This is a genomic window from Panacibacter microcysteis, from assembly GCF_015831355.1.
GTDB classification, from domain to species: domain Bacteria; phylum Bacteroidota; class Bacteroidia; order Chitinophagales; family Chitinophagaceae; genus Panacibacter; species Panacibacter microcysteis.
Map to the genome: position 1 here is coordinate 1,753,688 of NZ_JADWYR010000001.1, position 20,873 is coordinate 1,774,560.

A 20,873-nucleotide genomic window follows, 5' to 3' on the forward strand; every position below is an offset into this window, starting at 1 on the left:
AATCACATTTACGTTCAACACCTTTATCCAATTGCTTTTTTCAGGTCTTCAATAAGGTCATCTGCGTCTTCAATGCCTACACTCAGTCTTATCAGCGAATCCTTCAGTCCATTTTTTATACGTTCCTCGCGTGGTATAGATGCGTGTGTCATTGTTGCCGGGTGGTTGATCAGCGATTCAACACCACCAAGGCTTTCTGCCAGCGCAAATAAACTGGTGGCAGATAATATTCGTTTTGTTTCTTTTTTACTGTCGTCTTTCAATTCAAAACTGATCATACCTCCATAGCCACGCATTTGCTTTTTGGCAATCTTGTGGTTAGGATGATCTTTAAAACCCGGCCAGTAAACTTTTGCTACTTTTTTATGGTTGCGCAGGAAGCTGGCAATTTTTTCTCCGTTTTCGCAGTGGCGTTGCATGCGCACATGCAATGTCTTAATTCCCCGCAGTACAAGAAAGCAATCCTGCGGGCCGGGTACTGCACCACAACTTTTTTGTATAAAATACAACTGGTCACGCAAAGCGGTATCGTTCATTACAAGAGCGCCTTGTATTACATCGCTGTGCCCGCCCAGGTATTTGGTAGAAGAATGCATTACAATATCGGCACCGAGGTCCAGCGGGTTTTGCAGGTATGGAGAGGCGAAAGTATTGTCCACACACAGCAACACATGATGTTCTTTAGCTATGTCAGCCACGGCAGCAATGTCTGTAATATTCATCAGCGGGTTGGTAGGTGTCTCGGTCCATATAAGCCTTGTCTTTTTATTGATCATGGGCTTTATGTTCTTTACATTCTGCATGTTCACATACTTAAACACAATACCAAACTTCTGGAACACTTTTGTAAATAAACGGTATGTGCCGCCGTACATATCATTGGCAGCAATCACTTCATCGCCCGGTTCAAGCAGTTTTATTACAGCGTCTGTGGCGGCCACGCCACTGCTGAATGCCAGGCCATGTTTCCCGTTTTCAATAGCGGCCATAGCGTTTTCCAATGCAAACCTGGTAGGGTTTTGCGAACGTGCATATTCATATCCTTTGTTATTGCCCGGTCCGTCCTGCACATAGGTTGACGTCTGGTAGATGGGCGTCATTATAGCACCTGTGGATGGATCGGGCTCAACACCTGCATGTATAAATTTTGTGGCGGGTTTCATACGTTTGATTTTTTTTGAAAAAGGCAAGTTAAGAACATTTTAGGCAAAGAGGGAATGAGTCGAGGAGGCAGAGGCAGGTAGCCTATTGGGTGGTAATGAAATTTCTCAATGTGGTAGTATGCGATAAGATTTTTTTTGTGGTAACCGGCTGCATTGCTACTATCGGGCACCTGTTGTGTCACTCACTTCAACTGCAACAAGCATTTGTGCATGATGCAGGCTGGTTCATCTTTACAAAGCACCTCGAACTGTTGCTTTGTAACAGACCGCTCCTTTGGAGCGGAATGCAGGGTAAGGTCTGCAACCTTATAAACCCAAAGTCCGGTACACTGCTACGCTGCAGTCGACCAACGTGCAGAACGTACAAGTGAGTGACACAACAGGCGATGCCATTTGTGCTGCTGCCGGCTAACCCATTGTTTTTACTCCTTTACCATTAATAGATTTTTTAAAAGACTAAAGTGATAATCACTTAGTTTTATTGCCTATTAGTCAACACAATTCTCCAATTAAGATTTATGAAGTATGTAAGCTTGTTGTTGCTCTGCTTTTGTATGTATACAATTGCAGCAGCACAGGAAACATTTCCGGTCAACGGGGTGTCTGATGTACGTTCAGACCAGTATGCATTTACCAATGCAACCATTGTAAAAGATGCGCAGACGACCTGGCAAAATGCCACGCTCGTCATTAAACACGGAAAAATTATTGCGGCAGGTACCAACATCGCCGTACCTAAAGATGCTGTAGTAATTGATTGTAAGGGTAAGTATATCTATCCTTCTTTTATCGACCTGTTCAGCAATTACGGTATTGCGGCAAACAAGTCAGCAGGCGGCGGCGATTTTTTTAATTACATCAATGAAAGTCCTGTAAAAGGGGCGTATGGCTGGAACGAATCGTTAAGGCCGGAGACCGATGCGTCAAAAATATTTGCAGCCGATAATGGCAAGGCAGAAGACCTGCGTGGTGCAGGTTTTGGCGTAGTACTTTCTCACCGCCAGGATGGTATTGCAAGAGGTACCGGCACGCTTGTTACACTTACAGACGAGCGCGAAAATTTTGCCATGCTCAAAGATAAAGCAGCGGCATTTTACTCCTTCAGTACAGGTACTTCCACGCAGGATTATCCCGGCTCGCTCATGGGTGCAATAACACTGCTCCGTCAAACCTATCTCGATGCGCAATGGTACAAAAGCCGCCCGGTAACAGAAGGTACCAACTTAAGCCTGCAGGCATGGATCGATAACCAGTCGCTGCCACAGATATTCGAGGCCGATGATAAATGGAATGACCTGCGTGCCATAAAAATTGCCAATGAATTTGGGGTACAATACATCATAAAGGGCGGTGGCAACGAGTACCAGCGTATGGAGGAGATCAAAGCTGCAAAAGCAGCTTACATTATTCCTGTAAACTTCCCGGCGGCTGTAGACGTGGAAGACCCGAATGATGCCCGTGTAGTTGCGCTCAGCGTAATGAAACATTGGGAAATGGCACCGCTGCAACCCGGTATGTTTGAAAAAGCCAACATCAACTTTGCATTTACCGCGGCAGGTTTAAAGAGCCCGGGAGATTTCCTGGCCAACATCCGTAAAGCAATAGAAAACGGTCTGTCGCCGGCAAAAGCCCTCGACGCGCTTACCAAAGCGCCTGCTTCCATGATCGGCGCGTACGATAAAGTAGGCAGTATAGAGGCGGGCAAACTGGCCAATTTTATAATTACCAGCGGGCCAATATTTGAAGAGAAAACAGTCATGTATCAAAACTGGATACAGGGTAAAAGTTTTGTGCTGAATGAAAATGGATGGAACGATTACCGCGGTAACTATACACTTACTGTAAAAGAAAATAACCAGAGTAAAACATATACAGTAGCAGTAAACGGTACACCGGATGATCTTTCTGCCACCCTGCAGCCTTTGGGCGATACCGTCAAACACGATATAAAGTTTGCCGTAAATGGTAAAATGGTAAAGCTTAACTGGAGCCTGAAAGCAGACAGCAGTAAGCTTACAAGCCTTACAGGTTTAATAAGCAGCGATAAAGTATGGCTGGGAAACGGCTATAGCGGCAATGGTAATGCGCTAAGCTGGAACATGCAGTATGTATCAGCGTATACCGAAAAACCTGACACTGCTAAAAAAGAAGAAAAGAAAGAAGTAGTTACTGCAAAAGTAATGTACCCCTTCATGGGTTTTGGCTGGGCAGAAGCGCCAAAACAGGAAGATATGCTGATAAAAAACACAACAGTATGGACAAGTGAGCAAGAAGGTGTACTGCAGAATACAGACGTGCTCATTAAGGGCGGTAAAATTGCTGCAATCGGTAAAAACCTGAATGCAGGCAATGCAAAAGTGGTAGACGGCACCGGCAAGCATTTATCTGCAGGTATAATAGACGAGCACTCGCATATTGCTGCAACAGGCGGTATCAATGAATGCTCACAATCTGTAACAGCAGAGGTAAGAATTGCAGATGTCATCAATCCGGATGATATCAACATCTACCGGCAACTGGCGGGTGGTGTTACCAGTGCTCACATACTGCATGGCAGTTGTAATACCATCGGCGGGCAAACACAGTTATTAAAACTGCGCTGGGGCCGCAATGCAGAAGACATGAAGTTTGCCAACTGGGATGGCTTTATCAAGTTTGCATTGGGCGAAAATGTAAAGCGTTCTTTTGGCCAGCGTAACAATCGCTTTCCTGATACACGTATGGGTGTGGAACAGGTATTGATCGATGCTTTTACCCGTGCACGCGACTACGAAAAACTGGGTGCCGGCAAACGCAAAGACCTGGAACTGGAAATACTCCTGGAAATACTCAACAAAAAGCGTTTCATTACCTGTCATTCCTATGTACAAAGCGAGATCAACATGCTGATGCATGTGGCAGATACCTTTGGTTTTAAAGTAAACACCTTTACACATATTCTCGAAGGCTATAAAGTAGCCGATAAAATGAAAGCACATGGTGCAGCCGCATCTACCTTCAGCGATTGGTGGGCATATAAAATGGAAGTGCAGGATGCCATTGCCTACAACGCAGCCATTATGCAAAAAGTGGGGCTTATCGTTGCAATCAATAGTGATGATGCTGAAATGGCCAGGCACCTTAACCGCGAAGCTGCCAAGAGCATTAAATACGGCAATGTAACAGAAACGGATGCATTGAACATGAATACCATTAACCCGGCAATCATGCTGCATGTGGCAGACAGGGTTGGCAGCATCAAAGTAGGCAAAGACGCAGACGTTGTACTCTGGAACGAAAGCCCGGTAAGTGTTTACGCAAAAGCAGAAAAAACAATTATCGATGGTATTGTGTATTTCGATATTGAAAAAGACAAACAGATGCAACAGCAAATTGCAGCAGAAAGAAACAGGCTTATACAAAAAATGATCGCTGCTAAAAAAGGTGGTTCCAAAACAACACCTGCAACCGTTACGTTCGATGTAGTGAATGAGTGCGAGATCGATATGCAGCACAGTCACTCTATCTGGCGCCCATAATTTTTTATGAGCCCGGCAGAAGTTTTTCAATGAAGCTTTTGTTGCGTCGCACTCTTGTACTGTAACGGGTGTGGCAGCACGAAGCAGGTTTAAATTGCAAACAGTATAACCATTATACAATGAAAAAAATTTTCTTAAGCATTTGTTTGATGAGCATCATACAAACAATGCAGGCGCAGGAAACCGTTTACCCTGCGGCACCACAACAAGGCACCATTGCACTAACCCATGCTACCATACATAAAGGCAATGGTGAAATTGTAGAAGATGGAATGGTGCTATTCTCCAATGGTAAGATCATAGACGTACGTAAAACAGCACCCGTTGCTGACGCAAAAGTGATCGACTGCACAGGTAAACACATTTACCCGGGCCTTATTTCTGCAGCCACCAATCTTGGTTTAAACGAGATCGGCGCGGTACGTGCTACAAGAGACGAGTATGAGCTCGGTAGCATTAACCCCAATGTACGCTCAGCTATTGCATACAATACAGATTCAAAGATCATCAACACTTTAAAAGATAATGGCATCCTGTTCGCCAACGTAATACCCAATGGCGGCATCATCAGCGGCTCATCTTCTGTAATGCAGCTCGATGCGTGGAACTGGGAAGATGCTGTGTACAAAATGGATGGCGGTATCCATTTCCGTATGCCTTACCTGGCACGTTTTTCAGAAAACGACGATCCTGTAAAAGATGCCATGAAAAAAATAGACGATGTACGCCTATTCTTCCGCGGGGCAAAAGCTTATATGGCAGAACAAAGGCACGAACATACCAACCTCAAATTTGAAGCAGTAAGAGGTCTCTTCAGTAAACAACAAACATTTTTCGTGCATTGCGAACTGGTGAAAGAAATGATGGTGGCTGTGGAATTTGCAAAAGAGTTTGGGTTTAAAACGGTAATTGTAGGCGGCTCAGATAGCTGGAAGATAACCGACTACCTGAAAGAAAACAACATAGCCATAATTGTTAACCAGATGCATACATTGCCCAATATGCAGGATGATGATGTGGACCTGCCGTATAAACTGCCTTACCTGTTGCAACAGGCGGGTGTTAGCTACTGCATCTCAGACCAGGATGAACAAAACCGCTACAGGAACTTGCCCTTTAATGCAGGCGTTGCTGCCGGCTATGGTCTTACCAAAGAACAGGCATTACAGGCCATTACATTAAACGCTGCAAAAATTCTTGGTATAGACGACCGCACAGGCTCTGTGGAAAAAGGAAAAGATGCCAACATTGTGGTAAGCAACGGCGATATACTGGATATGAAAACAAGTATTATTACTTACGCATTTATACAGGGCAGGCAGCTAACGCTGGATGATAAACAGAAACAGCTCTACGAAAAGTATAAACATAAGTACAACATTAACTGACATCCAAAAGCGGAAACGGCTTCTCAAAAACGAGAAGCCGTTTTTATGCAGGCCTGTAATGATGTATAATATTTTTTTGCCGCAGAAGATATTTTTGAAAGCAGGAACATGGCAGGCTGTGCTGCAGTAATTGTTGCAGTACAGGTGTGCGACGCAACAGGTGCTTCATAGTAGTAATGCAGCCTGGCTCAACATGGCTGTTGAAAATCACAATACTTTAAGCGCAGACATTCTATCGAGCGCAAGCTGGTTTTTCAATTCATCAAGCCCGTTGAACTTTACTTCTCCGCGCAGGTAATATTTGATGTACACGCGTAAATTGCTGCCGTATATATCGTGGTTAAAATCGAAAATATTTACTTCGATCACCCTTTTCTTACCATCTACCGTAGGGCGCACACCAATATTCATCATACCCTTGTAAGAGCTTTGTCCGGCCACGGCAATTACCGCATATACGCCATTGCCGGGAACCAGTTTCTCTGCGTGCCCCACCTGCAGGTTGGCCGTTGGGTAACCAAGCGTTCGGCCAAGTTTATTACCTTCAACTACCAGGCCTTCGAAAAAATAATCATAACCCAGGTAATTATTGGCGGTAGCAACATCACTGTTCAGCAGTGCCTCTCTTATTTTGGTAGAACTAACCGTAATGTCGTTGAGCACATGCTCGGGTATTTCCTTTACAATAAAGCCAAGTTGTTTGCCATAATCTTCCAGCAGGTGATAATCGCCCTGCCGGTTTTTGCCAAAGCGGTGGTCGTAACCAATGATAACGGTATGCGGGTGCAGTTTCTGCCACAGGAAGTGCTCAATGTATTCCGTTGCAGTCTGCTGCGCAAAAGATTCGTCAAAAGGCACTACTACCAGGTGGTCTATACCACGCTGCCGCAGCAGTTCTGTTTTTTCTTCCAGCGTATTAAGAATGAAAACTTCTTTGTGTGCCACCACTTTGCGTGGGTGCGGGTGAAAGGTGATGATCACCGTTTCGCCGTTTATGGCGTCGGCCTCACGTTTCAGTTGCGCAATAATCTGCTGGTGGCCGGTATGCACACCATCAAAAGTACCAATGGTAATCACTGCATTGCGAAAAATGGGCAATTGGTTTATGTTGGTGTGTACCTGCATAAAAGTGGCGCAAATATAAGTTGCCGGCTTTTAAAGCGGCATGCAAAATTGAAAGCCTTTAACGGTACAACGCTTACTTTTGCACGCAAATAATTACTGAGAATTTAAACCGGCATAATGTCTTTATATACAAAACGCGGCGTTTCTGCCCAGAAAGAAGAAGTTCATGCAGCCATTCAAAAGCTCGACCAGGGCCTGTATAAAAATGCCTTCTGCAAAATGTACCCCGATTTTATCAGCGGCGATGCCGGTTTTGTAAACATTATGCATGCAGATGGTGCCGGTACCAAAAGCATTCTTGCATACCTCTACTGGAAAGAAACCGGCGATGTAAGCGTCTGGAAAGGTATAGCGCAGGATGCGGTGGCCATGAACCTGGACGACCTGCTCTGTGTGGGCGTATATGATAACCTGCTCTTCTCATCTACCATAGACCGCAATAAGACCATTATACCCGGCGAAGTGCTCGAACAGGTGATCAACGGCACACAGGAATTTTTTGATGAACTCAGGCAATTTGGTGTAAACATTCACTACCTCGGCGGCGAAACAGCAGATGTGGGCGACGTGGTACGCACCATTGCCGTAAACGGCACCATGACGGCGCGCTGGCCCAAAGAAAAACTGGTTACCAACGATAAGATAAAACCGGGCAATGTAATCGTAGGCTTTGCCAGTTTTGGTAAAACCGCTTATGAAACGTCGTACAACAGCGGGCTGGGCAGTAACGGGCTTACCAGCGCAAGACACGATGTATTGAGTAAACACTATGCCAGCGCTTACCCCGAAACATTTGAACCCGCACTCAGCAACGATGTAGTATACATCGGTAAGAGTAAAATGACTGATACCATTCATATTGATGGTGAGCAGATCAGCATTGGTAAACTGCTGCTATCGCCCACACGCACGTATGCACCATTGATGAAAGTGTTGCTTGAGGCACATTTCAACGACATAGATGGCGTCATACATTGCAGCGGCGGCGGGCAAACCAAATGCATGAAGTACCTGCCACAGCCTTTGAAGGTGGTAAAAGATAACCTGTTTGATCCGCCACCTGTTTTTAAACTGATACAGGAAAACTCCGGCGCCGACGAACGTGAAATGTACCAGGTATTCAATATGGGGCAGCGCCTCGAGATCTTTACCAATGAAACGGCCGCCGCAAAAATGATCGATGCTGCAAAAGCACTCGGCATAGATGCCCGGGTTACCGGCCATACAGAAGCGGCAGATAAACAGTCGTTGCACCTCTACGCAAACGGTAAAGAAATCATTTATTAATTTTTTTGGTGCAGGCAACAGGTTTTCATGGCATCGCCTGTTGTGTCACTCACTTGTACGTCCCGTTTGTATGGCGGCTCCGGCGTGCTGCTCTGCAATCTTCCAGACTGTTTTATTTTCGCTGAAGCGGTCATACCTCGCGTTGTGTAAGGCACTTAATAAATCGCCCACACCCACTACTCTTTTTGCTTCACCATCGTTAGAATCGTGGCAATGCCAATATGCTCATCATTGCTGTCGAACATTTCTACATACCACTTTACAATCCCTTTCGGGATATCATTTTCATCTTTCAGATCCTGTGGAATTTTTTCTTTGCAGGTAAAGCGTACATAGATCGTTGTATCTGCATAAACCGGTTTGGTAAAACGGAGTTCATCCAGCCCGTAATTGAGTAATACAGGACATTTCATGCTGTTCTCCACGAACAAACCTGCCGCGGCGCTCATAATAAGGTAGCCATGCGCCACCGGTTTTTCAAACAATGTTCCTGCAAGCGAGGTATGATCTGTGTGTGCATAAAAATGGTCCCAGCTAAGGTTGGCAAAAGCTTTTATATCTGCGTCTGTAATGGTGCGTTTGCCGGTAATGATCTGCTCGCCGATTTTAATTTCTTCGAAGTGCTTACGAAAAGGGTGAACATTATCAATAATCCCCTTTGCATGTGGCTGGTAAACATTGGTAATTGCCGTAATGGTTGTAGGCGAGCCCTGGATGGCCACGCGCTGCATGTAGTGTTTTACACCACGAACGCCACCCATCTCTTCGCCACCGCCTGCACGGCCCGGGCCGCCGTGTACCAGTAACGGTAATGGTGAACCATGCCCGGTGCTTTCTTTGGCGCAATCGTTATTCAGTACCAGTATTCTGCCATGGTGTGTTGCGGCACCCAGTACATATCGTTTTGCAATTGCATCGTTTGCTGTAACAATAGAGGAACACAAAGAGCCTTTTCCCATTTTAGCCAGGTGAATCGCTTCATCCATGGAGTTGTAAGGCATAAGTGTTGAGACGGGCCCGAAGGCTTCTATTTCATGCGGGCCGGGTGTGTAAAGCGGGTTCTCATTCAACAGAAGCAGCGGGCTTAGAAATGCACCTTTGCCTGCATCAGCATCCACCACAGTTACACTGTCTAATGAGCCATAAATAAGTTGTGAAGAGGCCAGTAATTTTTGCACCTGCGTTTTTACTTCATCGCGCTGGCTTTGCCCCGCCAGTGCGCCCATGCGTACTTTTTCATTCAGCGGATTGCCAATGGTTGTTTGAGAGAGTGCGTTACCCAATGCAATATGTACATCTTCCAGTTTATTGGCGGGTACAAAAATGCGGCGGATAGCCGTACATTTTTGACCGGCTTTGGTGGTCATCTCTTTACGTACTTCTTTAATAAAAATTTCCCATTCCGGCATGCCCGGCACAACATCATCACCCAATACAATACAATTGAGCGAATCTGCCTCCATGGTAAAAGGCACATTTTCGCGCATGATGGCAGCATTGCTTTTAAGCATTAGCCCGGTGGTGGCAGAGCCCGTAAAGGTTACCACATCCTGGGAGGTTACATGGTCCAGCAGATCGCCGGCAGAGCCGCACAATAGTTGCAATGCGCCCTCCGGCAATATGCCCGAAGCAATGATCTCTCTTACCACTGCCTCTGTGAGAAAAGATGTGATGGTGGCTGGTTTTACTACTGCCGGCATACCTGCCAGCAGGTTAACCGCAATTTTTTCCAGCATGCCCCATACAGGAAAATTGAATGCATTAATATGTATGGCCACACCTTCTTTGGGTACCAGTATATGATGCCCCATAAAGGTGTTGTGCTTACTCAGGTTGTGTGCTTCTCCATCAAGACAGAAACTTTCATCCGGGAATTTGCGCCGCAATGAAGCATTGGCAAAAAGATTACCGATACCGCCTTCAATATCTACCCAACTATCTGCTTTGGTGGCACCGGTTTTATAACTGATGGCATAAAACTTTTCCAGGTGTTGGCGCAGGTGCAATGCCAAAGCTTTCAACATAGCGCCGCGTTCATGAAACGTAAGTTTGCGCAGCGCAGGCGAGCCTACGGTACGGCCATAATCAAGCACAGATTTAAAGTCCAGCCCTTTGGTAGATGCCGCAGCAATTGCCTCTCCTGTTACGGCATGGTGTAATTGTTGTCCCTCGCCATCTCCGGTTACCCAACTGCCATTGATATAGTTACCCAGTTTTTCCATTGCCATGATTTTTAGGGTAGCAAAGCTAACAAATGATAGGAATGCTGTGTAATAACATTTTCGGTTGTATCTTGCACGGGCAGTTTTGTTCATACCCGGAAAACATTATGAGCACCAACGTGATACAACGAACAAGAACTGTTTCTTTTTTTGCTCTCTAAGGTTAACGGCTACCGGGCATCGCACAGTTGCCACATGCACTGCAGATGAACGGATTGCGACGCAACAGGTGATGCCATGAAAAACAGCTGCCGGTATCATAACCTGTATTTTTCATAGTAAAATGTTGCTGTAAAAAGTTAACAGGCGCAGGACAGATAATGAAAGTGAAAAGAATACGTTTTAATAAAAATTTTTTCAATTATGCCCGATCAAAAGCTTACTGCAGCTATTACGGCTGTAGGTGGTTACGTTCCCGAATATCGTTTGACGAACCAGGAACTTGAATCCATTGTAGAAACCAGCGACGAATGGATTGTTACCCGCACAGGAATAAAAGAACGCCGCATTTTAAAAGACCCGGAAAAAGCCACCAGCGATCTTGCTATTGAAGCCATCAGCGAAGTACTGCGCAAAAAACAACTTGATCCCAAAGACATTGAATGCATTATCTGTTGTACGATGACGCCCGATATGCAGCTGACCGTAACTGCCGCATACATTGCGTGGAAGATTGGCGCTGAAAATGCCTGGGGTTACGATTTTACCGCAGCTTGCTGTGGTTTTTTATACGGGCTTACCACGGCCGCCAGTTACGTGGAAAGTGGCCGTTACAAAAAAGTGATCGTGGTGGGCGTAGATAATATGAGTGCATTTGTTGACTACCAGGACAGGAACACCTGCGTACTCTTTGGCGATGGTGGTGCGGCCGTATTGGTAGAACCAAACACGGAAGGGCTGGGTGTAATAGACAGTAAGTTTGGCACCAACGGCTATGGAAGACAACTTATGCACCAGAAGGCCGGTGGTTCTTTGAAGCCTGCCTCGCATGCCACCATTGATGCACGTGAACATTATGCATATATGGACGGCAAAGCAGTGTTTAAATATGCGGTTACCTGCATGAGTGAGTCTATTACTGCTGTAATGAAAAAAAATAATCTTAGCGCGGCAGATATTGCATGGATTGTACCACACCAGGCCAACCTGCGTATTATAGAAGCGGTAGCAAAAGAGACCGGCATGCCAATGGATAAGATCATGCTCAATATTGAAAAGTATGGCAATACCATTGCCGGCACCATACCGCTGTGTTTGTGGGAGTGGGAGCCGCGGTTAAATAAGGGAGACAACATCATCCTCGTATCTTTTGGTGGCGGTTTTACATGGGGCGCCACATTGCTGAAGTGGGCTTATTAGCACATATTATTTATAAAAGTAAAGCCGGTAACGTTACCGGCTTTTTCTTTGGTGTTTTTCAGCAATATATTTTCATGGCATCGCATGTTGCCACGCTCGTTTCAACGTTCCACTCTTATGGCAACTGCAGCGTAGCTACGCAAATAAACCTGTTAATGCCTGTTATCTTCCATCATTTGTATGCCCGTTTCTTTCACGTGCATAAGCAAACATGTGCGGTAATTTCGTGTGCCCTGCAGGTGCTGCCATACTAGGCGTATCATCATCTGCATTGGATTTTCTCTGCCTGATCAAAATATATGCGGCTATGCCAACCCCGGTACCTACGGCTGTAAGCAGGGCTGTAACAAGATGTTTTTTCATATCGTTAGGTTTTTATATTATGGATTACCCGCAACTGAAGCGCCAATATCTTCTATGGTTGAACCGGCCCTGTCTGCAACATCTGCAGCTTTGTGCTTAACCTTGTCTACTTTTTGTTTTACGTTGCTGCTGATATCATCATAAGTTTCTTCAAAATCTTCTTTGATATCTGTGGCAACGCCCGACAATTTTCTTCTTGTAGCCTTACCACTGTCTGGTGCAAACAATACGCCTACAATAAAGCCAATAGAAATACCTCTTATGAATGTTGCTAAATGCATACGATTAAATTTAAAATGATAAAAATGTGTACCATTAAGGAAAGCATTAAAACCCTGCCACAATTGGCAGCAGGTTGTTTTAGCTTATTAGTACAGTTGTGCTGACCAATTATTTCCACGATGGTTTTGATATTGCGTAATTTATACCCGTAAAACAGGCGGCGGCATACAGTTTGAACAATGCCTGTACGCTAACATTTGTAAAACAGCAGTTCCTGCTTAAGTTTAAATCCATGAAATATGATGTGATTGTGATTGGCGCAGGCGCCGCCGGGCTCCTGGCAGCCCGGGAACTGGCACGCACTGGTAAATCTGTTGCTGTGCTGGAGGCAGCACCAGTTGCAGGTGGCAGAATACGAACATTGACCGTTCCCGGTTTTGATACACCGGCAGAAGCCGGCCCTGAATTTATACACGGAGACCTGCCGTTAACCTTTAGGTTGTTGCACGAAGCAGGCTTAACCGCTACGGAAACAGCAGGCGCATTCATCAATGTAACAGACGGAAAATGGAACCCGGAAGACGATGGAAAAGACTGGGCCGCATTTATGCGGCAGCTTGTAAAGCAGGAAAAAGATGTGCCGGTAGCAACGCTGCTTGCAAAACATTTTCCCGCAGAAAAGTATGCTGCTTTACACCAACAGGTAAAAGACTATGCACAGGGTTTCGACCTTGCGGATATTTCCAGGGTTTCTGCGCTTTTTGTGCGCAGGGAATGGACCCACCAGGAAGAACCAAATTATCGCATCAACGGTGGTTATGGGGCGCTGGTCGGTTTCCTGGAAGCAGGCTGTTTACAAAAGAGCGTCACATTTTTTTACAACCGGGTTGTAAACAGTATCACATATACCAGTGACGATGTGATTATTCATACGGCCAATGGCGGTGTTTTCAATAGCAGTAAGGTTGTTGTTACGGTATCCCTGGGTGTATTACAAAGCAAGGCAATTGCGTTTAATGGTTTGCCGGCTACTTATGAAAATGCGCTTCAGCAACTGGGCTTTGGTGCCGTTATTAAAGTGCTGCTGCAGTTTACGCGCAGCTTCTGGGAAGATTACGCAGATGATATAGGCTTTATTTTAAGTAACGCTGCAATACCTACGTGGTGGACACAGGCTCCAAAAAAAAGTGCGATGCTTACAGGATGGCTGGGTGGCCCGCCGGCAGCGGCATTATCGTTGTGCACGGAAGATGTGTTGCTGCAAACGGCTTTACAATCACTCTCTGGCATCTTTCATACAACAATTGCTGAATTGCAGGAGCAACTGGTGGCGCATACAATCATTTCCTGGCAAAATGAACCTTACGTAAAAGGCGGTTATAGTTATGTAACTACAGAAGCGGTGGCTGCAAAGCAAATATTGCAGCAGCCGGTAAACAATACCATCTTTTTCGCCGGTGAAGCGTTTTACAGCGGCGAATCGCAGGGTACAGTTGAAGCCGCACTGCGAACAGGTTTGCAGGCGGCCACGCTTATCAATGCACTGGCCTGATCAGGCTGCTTCGTTGAGGCGCTTATGTGCAGTATTGTTCAGTAAGTTTTGTACATGCATGATGAAAATTTCAAGGGTGTTGTAACTGTCAAACTCTTTACTTAACGTGGCTATATGCTTATGGTAAGAACTATCTGCTAATATTTTGTTTACTGCATCTTCAATCTTACCTGGTGCAGGCTTTTCTGTCTTCAGGTTAATACCAAGTTTAAAATAGCCAACCCTTGCACATATTTCATTTTTGCCTTCGTGTACGCCAGCCACTACCATTGGCAGGTTGTTTTGAATACCCAGCATTACCCCGCCGTACCCGCCATTGGTAATGTACACATGCGCATAGGGCATAACATCATTAAACGGAATAAAATCTTCGATGATTATATTGTTGTGGTGGTACTTAGCCCGCAAAGCCTGTGTTTGCGAGCCACCTGTAGTACAGATTACCAGCACATCCGAACCTTTGAATGCTTCCAGTGTTGGCACAATCAATTTCTGAACATCTTTTTCAACGGTGCCCTGTGTAACCAGTACAATCTTTTTGTATTGTTTAAGTCTTTCATCAAACCAGGGTGTTCGTTGTGCTGGTTTACTGTAAGGGTACAGGGGCCCGATAAAGCGAATATAACTGCTCATGTCGCTGCGCTTGTATTCAAAGCCCGGCGTGCCGCTTTGCAGCAGCAGATCGCTCTTTTTAAGATCAAAAATGCTTTCGTTGTTGTGCGGAATTTGATAGGCATCGAACATTTCATGCATTACTTTATTGGGCCCGCTGAAAAGCAATTTATCAGATACTGCTCTTAACAATGCCTGTTTTATTTTCCCCATCCATGTATCAGAGGGTTCCATGCCCAGCCCGCAGGGCGGCAGATCTTTTGATGTTTCAGACAATGGCAATACGCCCACTGCTATAACAGGAACATGCATCAGCTCTTTTACAAATGCAATACCGGTAAACGCATTGTCAGCTATCAACAAATCAAAAGGAAATGTTTCATAAATGTCCTGTATGTCTGCATAGTATTCCGGGCCGCGAAGAATAAAAGCATTGATAATATCAAATTTGAGTTTGGCTACTGTTGTTTTTTTGTTTTTTCTTTCAGGGAAAGCAGCGTCAAAATTATTATCACTAACATCTACAGCATGTTTAAACGGGTAATGGAATATATTCAGTTCACTTAACTTCTTTGTATAACTTTTGGATGTGTACCATCTTACATCGTAGCCACAAGATACCAGGTGAACTGCCAGCGATGTAAGCGGGTTAAAATGTCCGTCTGCAGGAAAATTGGCAAACAAAATTCTTTTGCCATGCGTGTTTAAAGCTTTCATGTTGGTTGAATTAATTGCATGGCAATGCTACAACCGCTATGGGTGGTGAAAAATGTAAAAGTGTGCCAGTTGTATTTTTTGGGTACTCAGTTGCGTCAATTACAGGAGAAATAATTATGGGGTCAGCAGCAGATCTTTAATCAGCTTTGGTTGCGTCGCACACTTGTACAGTATAGCTGTACGCGGCAGCTCCGGGTGTGCCAGCGCATAGTTTAGTTTACCTGTTGCCAAAGAAGGCAGCGCATGCGGCAACCTTATCTGTGTTGATGATGTCAACACCCATGTTATGCAACTTTAGCCAGTATCGTTCGCTGTCAGGTATGGCCCATAACCTGAGCAGTTTATGCTGTTCGTGTGTTGCTGTTACCAGGTTGCTGATGTTTTTGTCAAGACTATCTGCGGGCCGCATATAATTCATATAGCTGTCGCTGATCAATGCAACCCGTTCCAGCGTTTTTGTATCATATTGTTCATATGGCCTGCCATCAAACATTATATACGGGGGCAATGTATTCCATTCATTGCTGTTTCCACGCTCACCACTAATCACCACCTGTATAGCATGTTTGTTTACATGCCTGTTAAATACGGCCGGGTAAGGCGCCAGCAATCGTACCAGCGTGTTTAGCACTAAGGAGCTGTTCTCTTTGATGTCGATCATTAGCAATAGCGCATAGGTTGTGTCATCGCTGATATGGTTGTTGTGTGTATTGAACAGTTGTACAACCGGCAGAATGTATAGCTGCAGTAAGGTGGCAGTGCTGTCAATATCTTTTTTATCATGCGCTACAAAAAGATCTTTACCGGGGTACACGTCTGCTTCAATAATGTATGCTTTATATTTTAACGCATTCACCAATGGCTGCGGTTTAGCATAATCGTTGTGCGAATGGATGAGTACACTTTGCGTAAATGATTCAACAGTGGTCAGCAATAATAACAGCAGCAACAGTAAGTTTTTCATACTGCTAAGATCGGAATAACATTGAATGTTGTAATATTGAAAGAAAACCTATGAGCATAACATTATTTGAACCACTCACCATACGCAGTGTCACCTTTCGCAACAGGATAGCAGTTTCCCCCATGTGCCAGTATTCCAGCATAGATGGTTTTGCCAACGACTGGCACCTCGTGCATTTGGGTAGCCGTGCGGTTGGCGGCGCAGGCCTTGTAATGATGGAGGCAACTGCAGTATCTCCTGAAGGCCGTATAACCCCTGATGATATGGGCATCTGGAAAGATGAACATATTACTTTCCTGCAGCGGATTACTTCATTTATCAGCGCACATGGTGCTGTACCCGGCGTGCAGCTTGCGCATGCAGGCCGTAAGGCCAGTCATGCATCTCCGTGGAAAGGCAACAAACCCCTGCAGGATGATACGGCATGGCAAACCCTGGCACCGTCTGCACTTAAGTATAAAGACACTGATCCCGATTCGCGGGTTATGTCTATCTCAGACATTCAGCAACTCACCAGGGACTTTGAAGCAGCAGCAAAACGGGCGCTGGCTGCAGGTTTCAGGGTTATTGAAATTCACGCAGCACACGGCTACCTGCTGAATGAATTTTTGTCGCCACTCAGCAATAACAGGACCGATGATTATGGCGGCAGCTTCGAAAACAGGATACGCATACTGGTTGAAATATGCGAGGCTGTGCGTACAGCAATGCCTGCAGACCTTCCTTTATTTGTACGCATTTCGGCCACAGATTGGGTAGATGGCGGCTGGACCATCGAAGACTCGGTACAATTGGCCGGCGTGCTTAAACGACATGGCGTAGATCTTATTGATACATCAAGCGGCGGAAACAGCCCGCTGCAAAAAATACCTGTAGCGCCCATGTACCAAACGCCATTTGCAGAACGCATCAAAAAAGAGACAGGTATTTTAACGGGCGCTGTGGGCCTTATTACCACACCAGCAGAAGCCAATGATATTATTGCAGCAAACAAAGCAGACATGGTGTTGCTTGCAAGGGAATTCCTGCGCGATCCATATTTTCCGCTACATGCTGCAAAAGCACTTGGTTATGATGTTAACTGGCCCGACCAGTACACAAGAGCGAAAAAGTAATCTTTGTAACGGGCTGCACCCGGAGCTGTTGCAAATTGTTATACAGTACAAGTGTGCGACGCAACAGTTGCTTCATAGCAGTACTGCAGCCGGTAACCAAATTATACAATACCTGCCATGCCAATGGCGGGTATTGTATTTATACGATACTACTCAATCATGGTATTTTAATTTTTCATCGCAAAACAACGCAAGTTCATCGCAATTGGCACAGATGCCGTACCGATGCAAAGTAGTTTCGTGTTATAAAATACATGACCGTGAAATATATTTTACTCTGTACATGGTTGCTGCTAACCGGTATTTCACTACGGGCACAAACTGCGGTACGTGGGTCGGTGGCCGACATTAAAGACAGCAGCGCGCTGCAGGGTACCACTGTTACCCTTTGTAATAATACAGATACCAGCGAGGTAGCATTTGCCGTAACAGACGCGAAAGGGTTATACATCATAGGCAACATTGCAGCCGGGCATTACTTACTGCGGTTTAGTTTCAGTGGGTATGACCTGCAGTATAAAAACCTGCAATTGGCTTCTGCGGTGCAGGATACAACAGTACCCCGGGTGTACCTTACGGTACATGCAAACGATCTTGGTAATGTAACCGTGCAGGCTGCACCCATGCGGGTTAAAGGCGATACCACGGAGTATACAGCAGGAATGTACCATACAAAACCCAACGCCACGGCGGAAGATGTACTGAAGAAATTACCCGGTGTGGAAGTATCCAAAGATGGCAGCGTAACAGCGCAGGGAGAGACGGTGCAACGTGTGCTGGTAAATGGCAAAAGATTTTTTGGAGATGACCCCAAACTTGCCACGCAAAATTTGCCACAGGATGTAATAGATAAAATTCAGGTGTTTGATGACCTGAGTGATGAAAGCAAAGCCAGCGGTTTTGATGACGGCAACCGCGTAAAGACGATCAACATTACTACAAAGAAAAGTACCGGCAGCGGCTACTTTGGAAAAGTTGTAGCTGCCGCAGGCAACAAACAGTTGTACAACAGTGCCGTCAATCTCAGCCGTATGCAGGGTGATCAGCAGATCATGCTGATAGGCCAGGCCAACAACATCAACGTACAAAATTTTACCATGCGGGATATTTTAGGCGGCGGTAATAATCGTGGCGGTGGCGTCGCCATGGCCGGTGGTGCCGCTGCATTCGATGTGTCGCCCAATACAACCGGGCTTACGCGAACGATAGCAGGTGGCATCAATTACAAAGACCAGTGGGGGAAGTTAACCGAAGTGTCCGGCAGCTACTTTTACAATAACCTGCGCACAAATACAGCGCAACAATCCCTTACGGAGAATTTTTATGCCGGCGATTCTTCGTTATTGAACAGGCAGGATGCAAGCGGTGTTACACAACGCATCAATAACCGTTTTAATTTGAATATAGAAACAGGGTTTGATTCTGCGAATACACTCACCATACGTCCGGATTTCAGCTGGCAGCAGTCAGATAATACGTCATCTTCCACCACGTCGAATACAAGAGGCAAAACAGGCGCCATCAGTAATTCGGTGGCTAATACAAATGCTGCTTCCAAAGGTTATAACGGTAACGCAAGTGTGGTATACAGGCACAAGTTTAGCAAGGTTGGCCGCACACTTTCTTTTTCAGGAAATTTTGGTGCAACAAAGCATGAAAAAGAAGGCACAAATTATTCTTTGACCGAATACTTTTCAAACGATTCTGTGGCGGTTATCAACCAGCGCTATTACAGTAATACAAACAGCTATAACCTTGGCGGCGGCATTTCTTACACTGAACCGCTGAGTAGCAAAAGTTTGCTTCAACTGGAATACAATTATGCTTTTAAACAAAACAATGCAGATATTAAAACATTTGCTTACGATAGCGCGAAAGAAGCTTATGCCATTCCTGATAGCCTGCTTACCAATCTTTACCAGAACAATTATACCAGCAACAGGGCAACAGTCAGTTACCGCTATAAAAACAATAAACTTAACTTTAGTATAGGCAGCGGTGTACAATGGAGTACTTTAACAAGCGATAATGAAAGCAAAGGTTTATACCTCAGGCAAAACTTTACAAATTTTTATCCCACCGCCAACCTGAACTATAAGATCAACAAGACAACCAACCTCCGTTTCAATTACAGTGGCCGCACCGGGCAGCCTTCTGTAAGCCAGTTGCAACCAGTGGTTGATAACAGCGACCCGCTCAACATTACGACCGGTAATCCTGCATTGAAACAGTCATTCACCAATTCATTCCGTATGCTGTACGGCTCGTTCGACCGTGCAAACGCAAAGACCATTTTTGCAACGGTGAATGCCAGTGTTACCAGTAACAATATTGTAAATGCAACGATCACTAACCTTGCAACAGGTGTAGATACAATTATGCCCATCAACATGAATGGCGCGTACAATATGTCGGCCATGTTTCACTACGGGTTCCCGTTAAAAAACCCAAAATCGAACCTCAATTTTATTACACGCATTACGGGTAGCAGGAGTACATCTATGCTTACCACGATAGATGCCAATGCCGTACGCAATGCACAGGAGAATATTACCAACAGTTACAGCTTTGGCGAAACCATCAGGTGGACAACCAACCTCAAAGAGAATTTCGATATGAATTTCTCTGCATCGCCGTCGTACAATATTGCGCGTTATTCCATACAACCTTTGCAGAATGCCAACTACTTTTCCATGAGTCTTTCTGCAGAGCCAACATATTATACCAAAAGTGGCTGGATTGTGGCTGCCAATTTCAATTACACCATGTATAGCGGTCGCGCAGCCGGCTACAATACCAGCGTGCCCTTGCTCAATGCATCTGTGGCAAAGCAATTATTTGCCGGCAAACGCGGAGAGCTTAAGTTTTCCATCAACGACCTGCTTAACCAGAATGTAAGTATTACAAGAACCATTACAGATAACTACGCCAAAGATGTACAGACAAAAACATTAACGCGCTATGCGCTGCTAACGTTTACGTATAACCTGCGTTCGTTTAAACAACAGCAGCAGCAAAAGCAGAAAGATATGTTTATGCCACCACCACCTGAAAAGCAGGGTGAAGCAACACCGCCAGGCGATAATCCCGGTACACCGCCCGGCGGTGCTGATGGTGGCGCCCCGGCGGGGCCACCACCGGGAGTATGATCATGTTGCGGGCTATTGTTCTTTGTGGCATCGCCTGTTGTTTCACTCACTTGTGCGTTCGGTTTATATGGCGGCTGCAGCGTTCCGGTTTGCGAACGTTGCTGTAAATGCTGCTCT

At 45.4% G+C, this 20,873-nt stretch carries 14 protein-coding genes; 7 read left to right on the forward strand and 7 right to left on the reverse strand.

Annotated features, from left to right (window positions below; translation table 11 throughout):
• Window positions 1–23: 23 nt before the first annotated feature.
• Window positions 24–1,190 carry a cystathionine gamma-synthase gene (locus tag I5907_RS07115; RefSeq protein WP_283016266.1) on the reverse strand — a complete coding sequence of 389 codons (1,167 nt, stop codon included), beginning with the start codon at window positions 1,188–1,190 and terminating at the stop codon, window positions 24–26.
• Between the two features lie 491 nt (window positions 1,191–1,681).
• Here I5907_RS07115 and I5907_RS07120 point away from each other — a divergent pair, with 491 nt between their 5' ends.
• Both I5907_RS07120 and I5907_RS07125 read left to right on the forward strand, forming a co-directional pair.
• The gene (locus I5907_RS07120) at window positions 1,682–4,681 is read left to right on the forward strand and encodes an amidohydrolase family protein (RefSeq protein ID WP_196990020.1); all 3,000 of its coding nucleotides are present in this window, start codon (window positions 1,682–1,684) and stop codon (window positions 4,679–4,681) included.
• A gap of 119 nt (window positions 4,682–4,800) precedes the next feature.
• Window positions 4,801–6,069: an amidohydrolase family protein gene (locus I5907_RS07125; protein ID WP_196990021.1), complete on the forward strand. Its 1,269-nt coding sequence runs from the start codon at window positions 4,801–4,803 to the stop codon at window positions 6,067–6,069.
• 207 nt (window positions 6,070–6,276) lie between these two features.
• On the opposite strand, the gene I5907_RS07130 is transcribed toward I5907_RS07125, so the two are convergent.
• Window positions 6,277–7,167, reverse strand: a complete 891-nt coding sequence (locus I5907_RS07130) for a bifunctional riboflavin kinase/FAD synthetase (protein WP_231401989.1) — start codon at window positions 7,165–7,167, stop codon at window positions 6,277–6,279.
• Between the two features lie 144 nt (window positions 7,168–7,311).
• Here I5907_RS07130 and I5907_RS07135 point away from each other — a divergent pair, with 144 nt between their 5' ends.
• Entirely contained in the window at window positions 7,312–8,481 is a 1,170-nt protein-coding gene (locus tag I5907_RS07135; protein WP_196990023.1) for an AIR synthase related protein, read from the forward strand.
• A 176-nt stretch (window positions 8,482–8,657) separates the two neighbouring features.
• Here I5907_RS07135 and paaZ read toward each other — a convergent pair whose 3' ends face one another.
• Window positions 8,658–10,703, reverse strand: coding sequence for a phenylacetic acid degradation bifunctional protein PaaZ (gene paaZ, locus I5907_RS07140; protein WP_196990024.1), 2,046 nt, complete (start codon window positions 10,701–10,703; stop codon window positions 8,658–8,660).
• A gap of 363 nt (window positions 10,704–11,066) precedes the next feature.
• Between paaZ and I5907_RS07145 the strand changes: the two genes are divergently transcribed.
• Window positions 11,067–12,062 carry a beta-ketoacyl-ACP synthase III gene (locus tag I5907_RS07145; RefSeq protein WP_196990025.1) on the forward strand — a complete coding sequence of 332 codons (996 nt, stop codon included), beginning with the start codon at window positions 11,067–11,069 and terminating at the stop codon, window positions 12,060–12,062.
• A 162-nt stretch (window positions 12,063–12,224) separates the two neighbouring features.
• On the opposite strand, the gene I5907_RS07150 is transcribed toward I5907_RS07145, so the two are convergent.
• Complete coding sequence (locus I5907_RS07150) at window positions 12,225–12,425, reverse strand: hypothetical protein (protein WP_196990026.1); 201 nt, start codon at window positions 12,423–12,425, stop codon at window positions 12,225–12,227.
• A gap of 17 nt (window positions 12,426–12,442) precedes the next feature.
• Window positions 12,443–12,706 carry a YtxH domain-containing protein gene (locus I5907_RS07155; RefSeq protein WP_196990027.1) on the reverse strand — a complete coding sequence of 88 codons (264 nt, stop codon included), beginning with the start codon at window positions 12,704–12,706 and terminating at the stop codon, window positions 12,443–12,445.
• Between the two features lie 233 nt (window positions 12,707–12,939).
• Here I5907_RS07155 and I5907_RS07160 point away from each other — a divergent pair, with 233 nt between their 5' ends.
• On the forward strand, window positions 12,940–14,199 hold the full coding sequence (locus I5907_RS07160; protein WP_196990028.1) for a flavin monoamine oxidase family protein: 1,260 nt from the start codon (window positions 12,940–12,942) through the stop codon (window positions 14,197–14,199).
• Here I5907_RS07160 and I5907_RS07165 read toward each other — a convergent pair whose 3' ends face one another.
• A complete protein-coding gene (locus tag I5907_RS07165) occupies window positions 14,200–15,528 on the reverse strand; it encodes a glycosyltransferase (protein ID WP_196990029.1) in 1,329 nt (442 codons plus the stop codon).
• 217 nt (window positions 15,529–15,745) lie between these two features.
• Window positions 15,746–16,492: a PI-PLC domain-containing protein gene (locus tag I5907_RS07170; RefSeq protein ID WP_196990030.1), complete on the reverse strand. Its 747-nt coding sequence runs from the start codon at window positions 16,490–16,492 to the stop codon at window positions 15,746–15,748.
• Window positions 16,493–16,542: 50 nt separating this feature from the next.
• On the opposite strand from I5907_RS07170, the gene I5907_RS07175 reads away from it, so the two are divergent.
• Together I5907_RS07175 and I5907_RS07180 are read left to right on the forward strand one after the other, a co-directional pair.
• On the forward strand, window positions 16,543–17,607 hold the full coding sequence (locus tag I5907_RS07175) for an NADH:flavin oxidoreductase/NADH oxidase (RefSeq protein WP_196990031.1): 1,065 nt from the start codon (window positions 16,543–16,545) through the stop codon (window positions 17,605–17,607).
• A 260-nt stretch (window positions 17,608–17,867) separates the two neighbouring features.
• Window positions 17,868–20,756, forward strand: a complete 2,889-nt coding sequence (locus I5907_RS07180; protein WP_196990032.1) for an outer membrane beta-barrel protein — start codon at window positions 17,868–17,870, stop codon at window positions 20,754–20,756.
• Window positions 20,757–20,873: the final 117 nt, after the last annotated feature.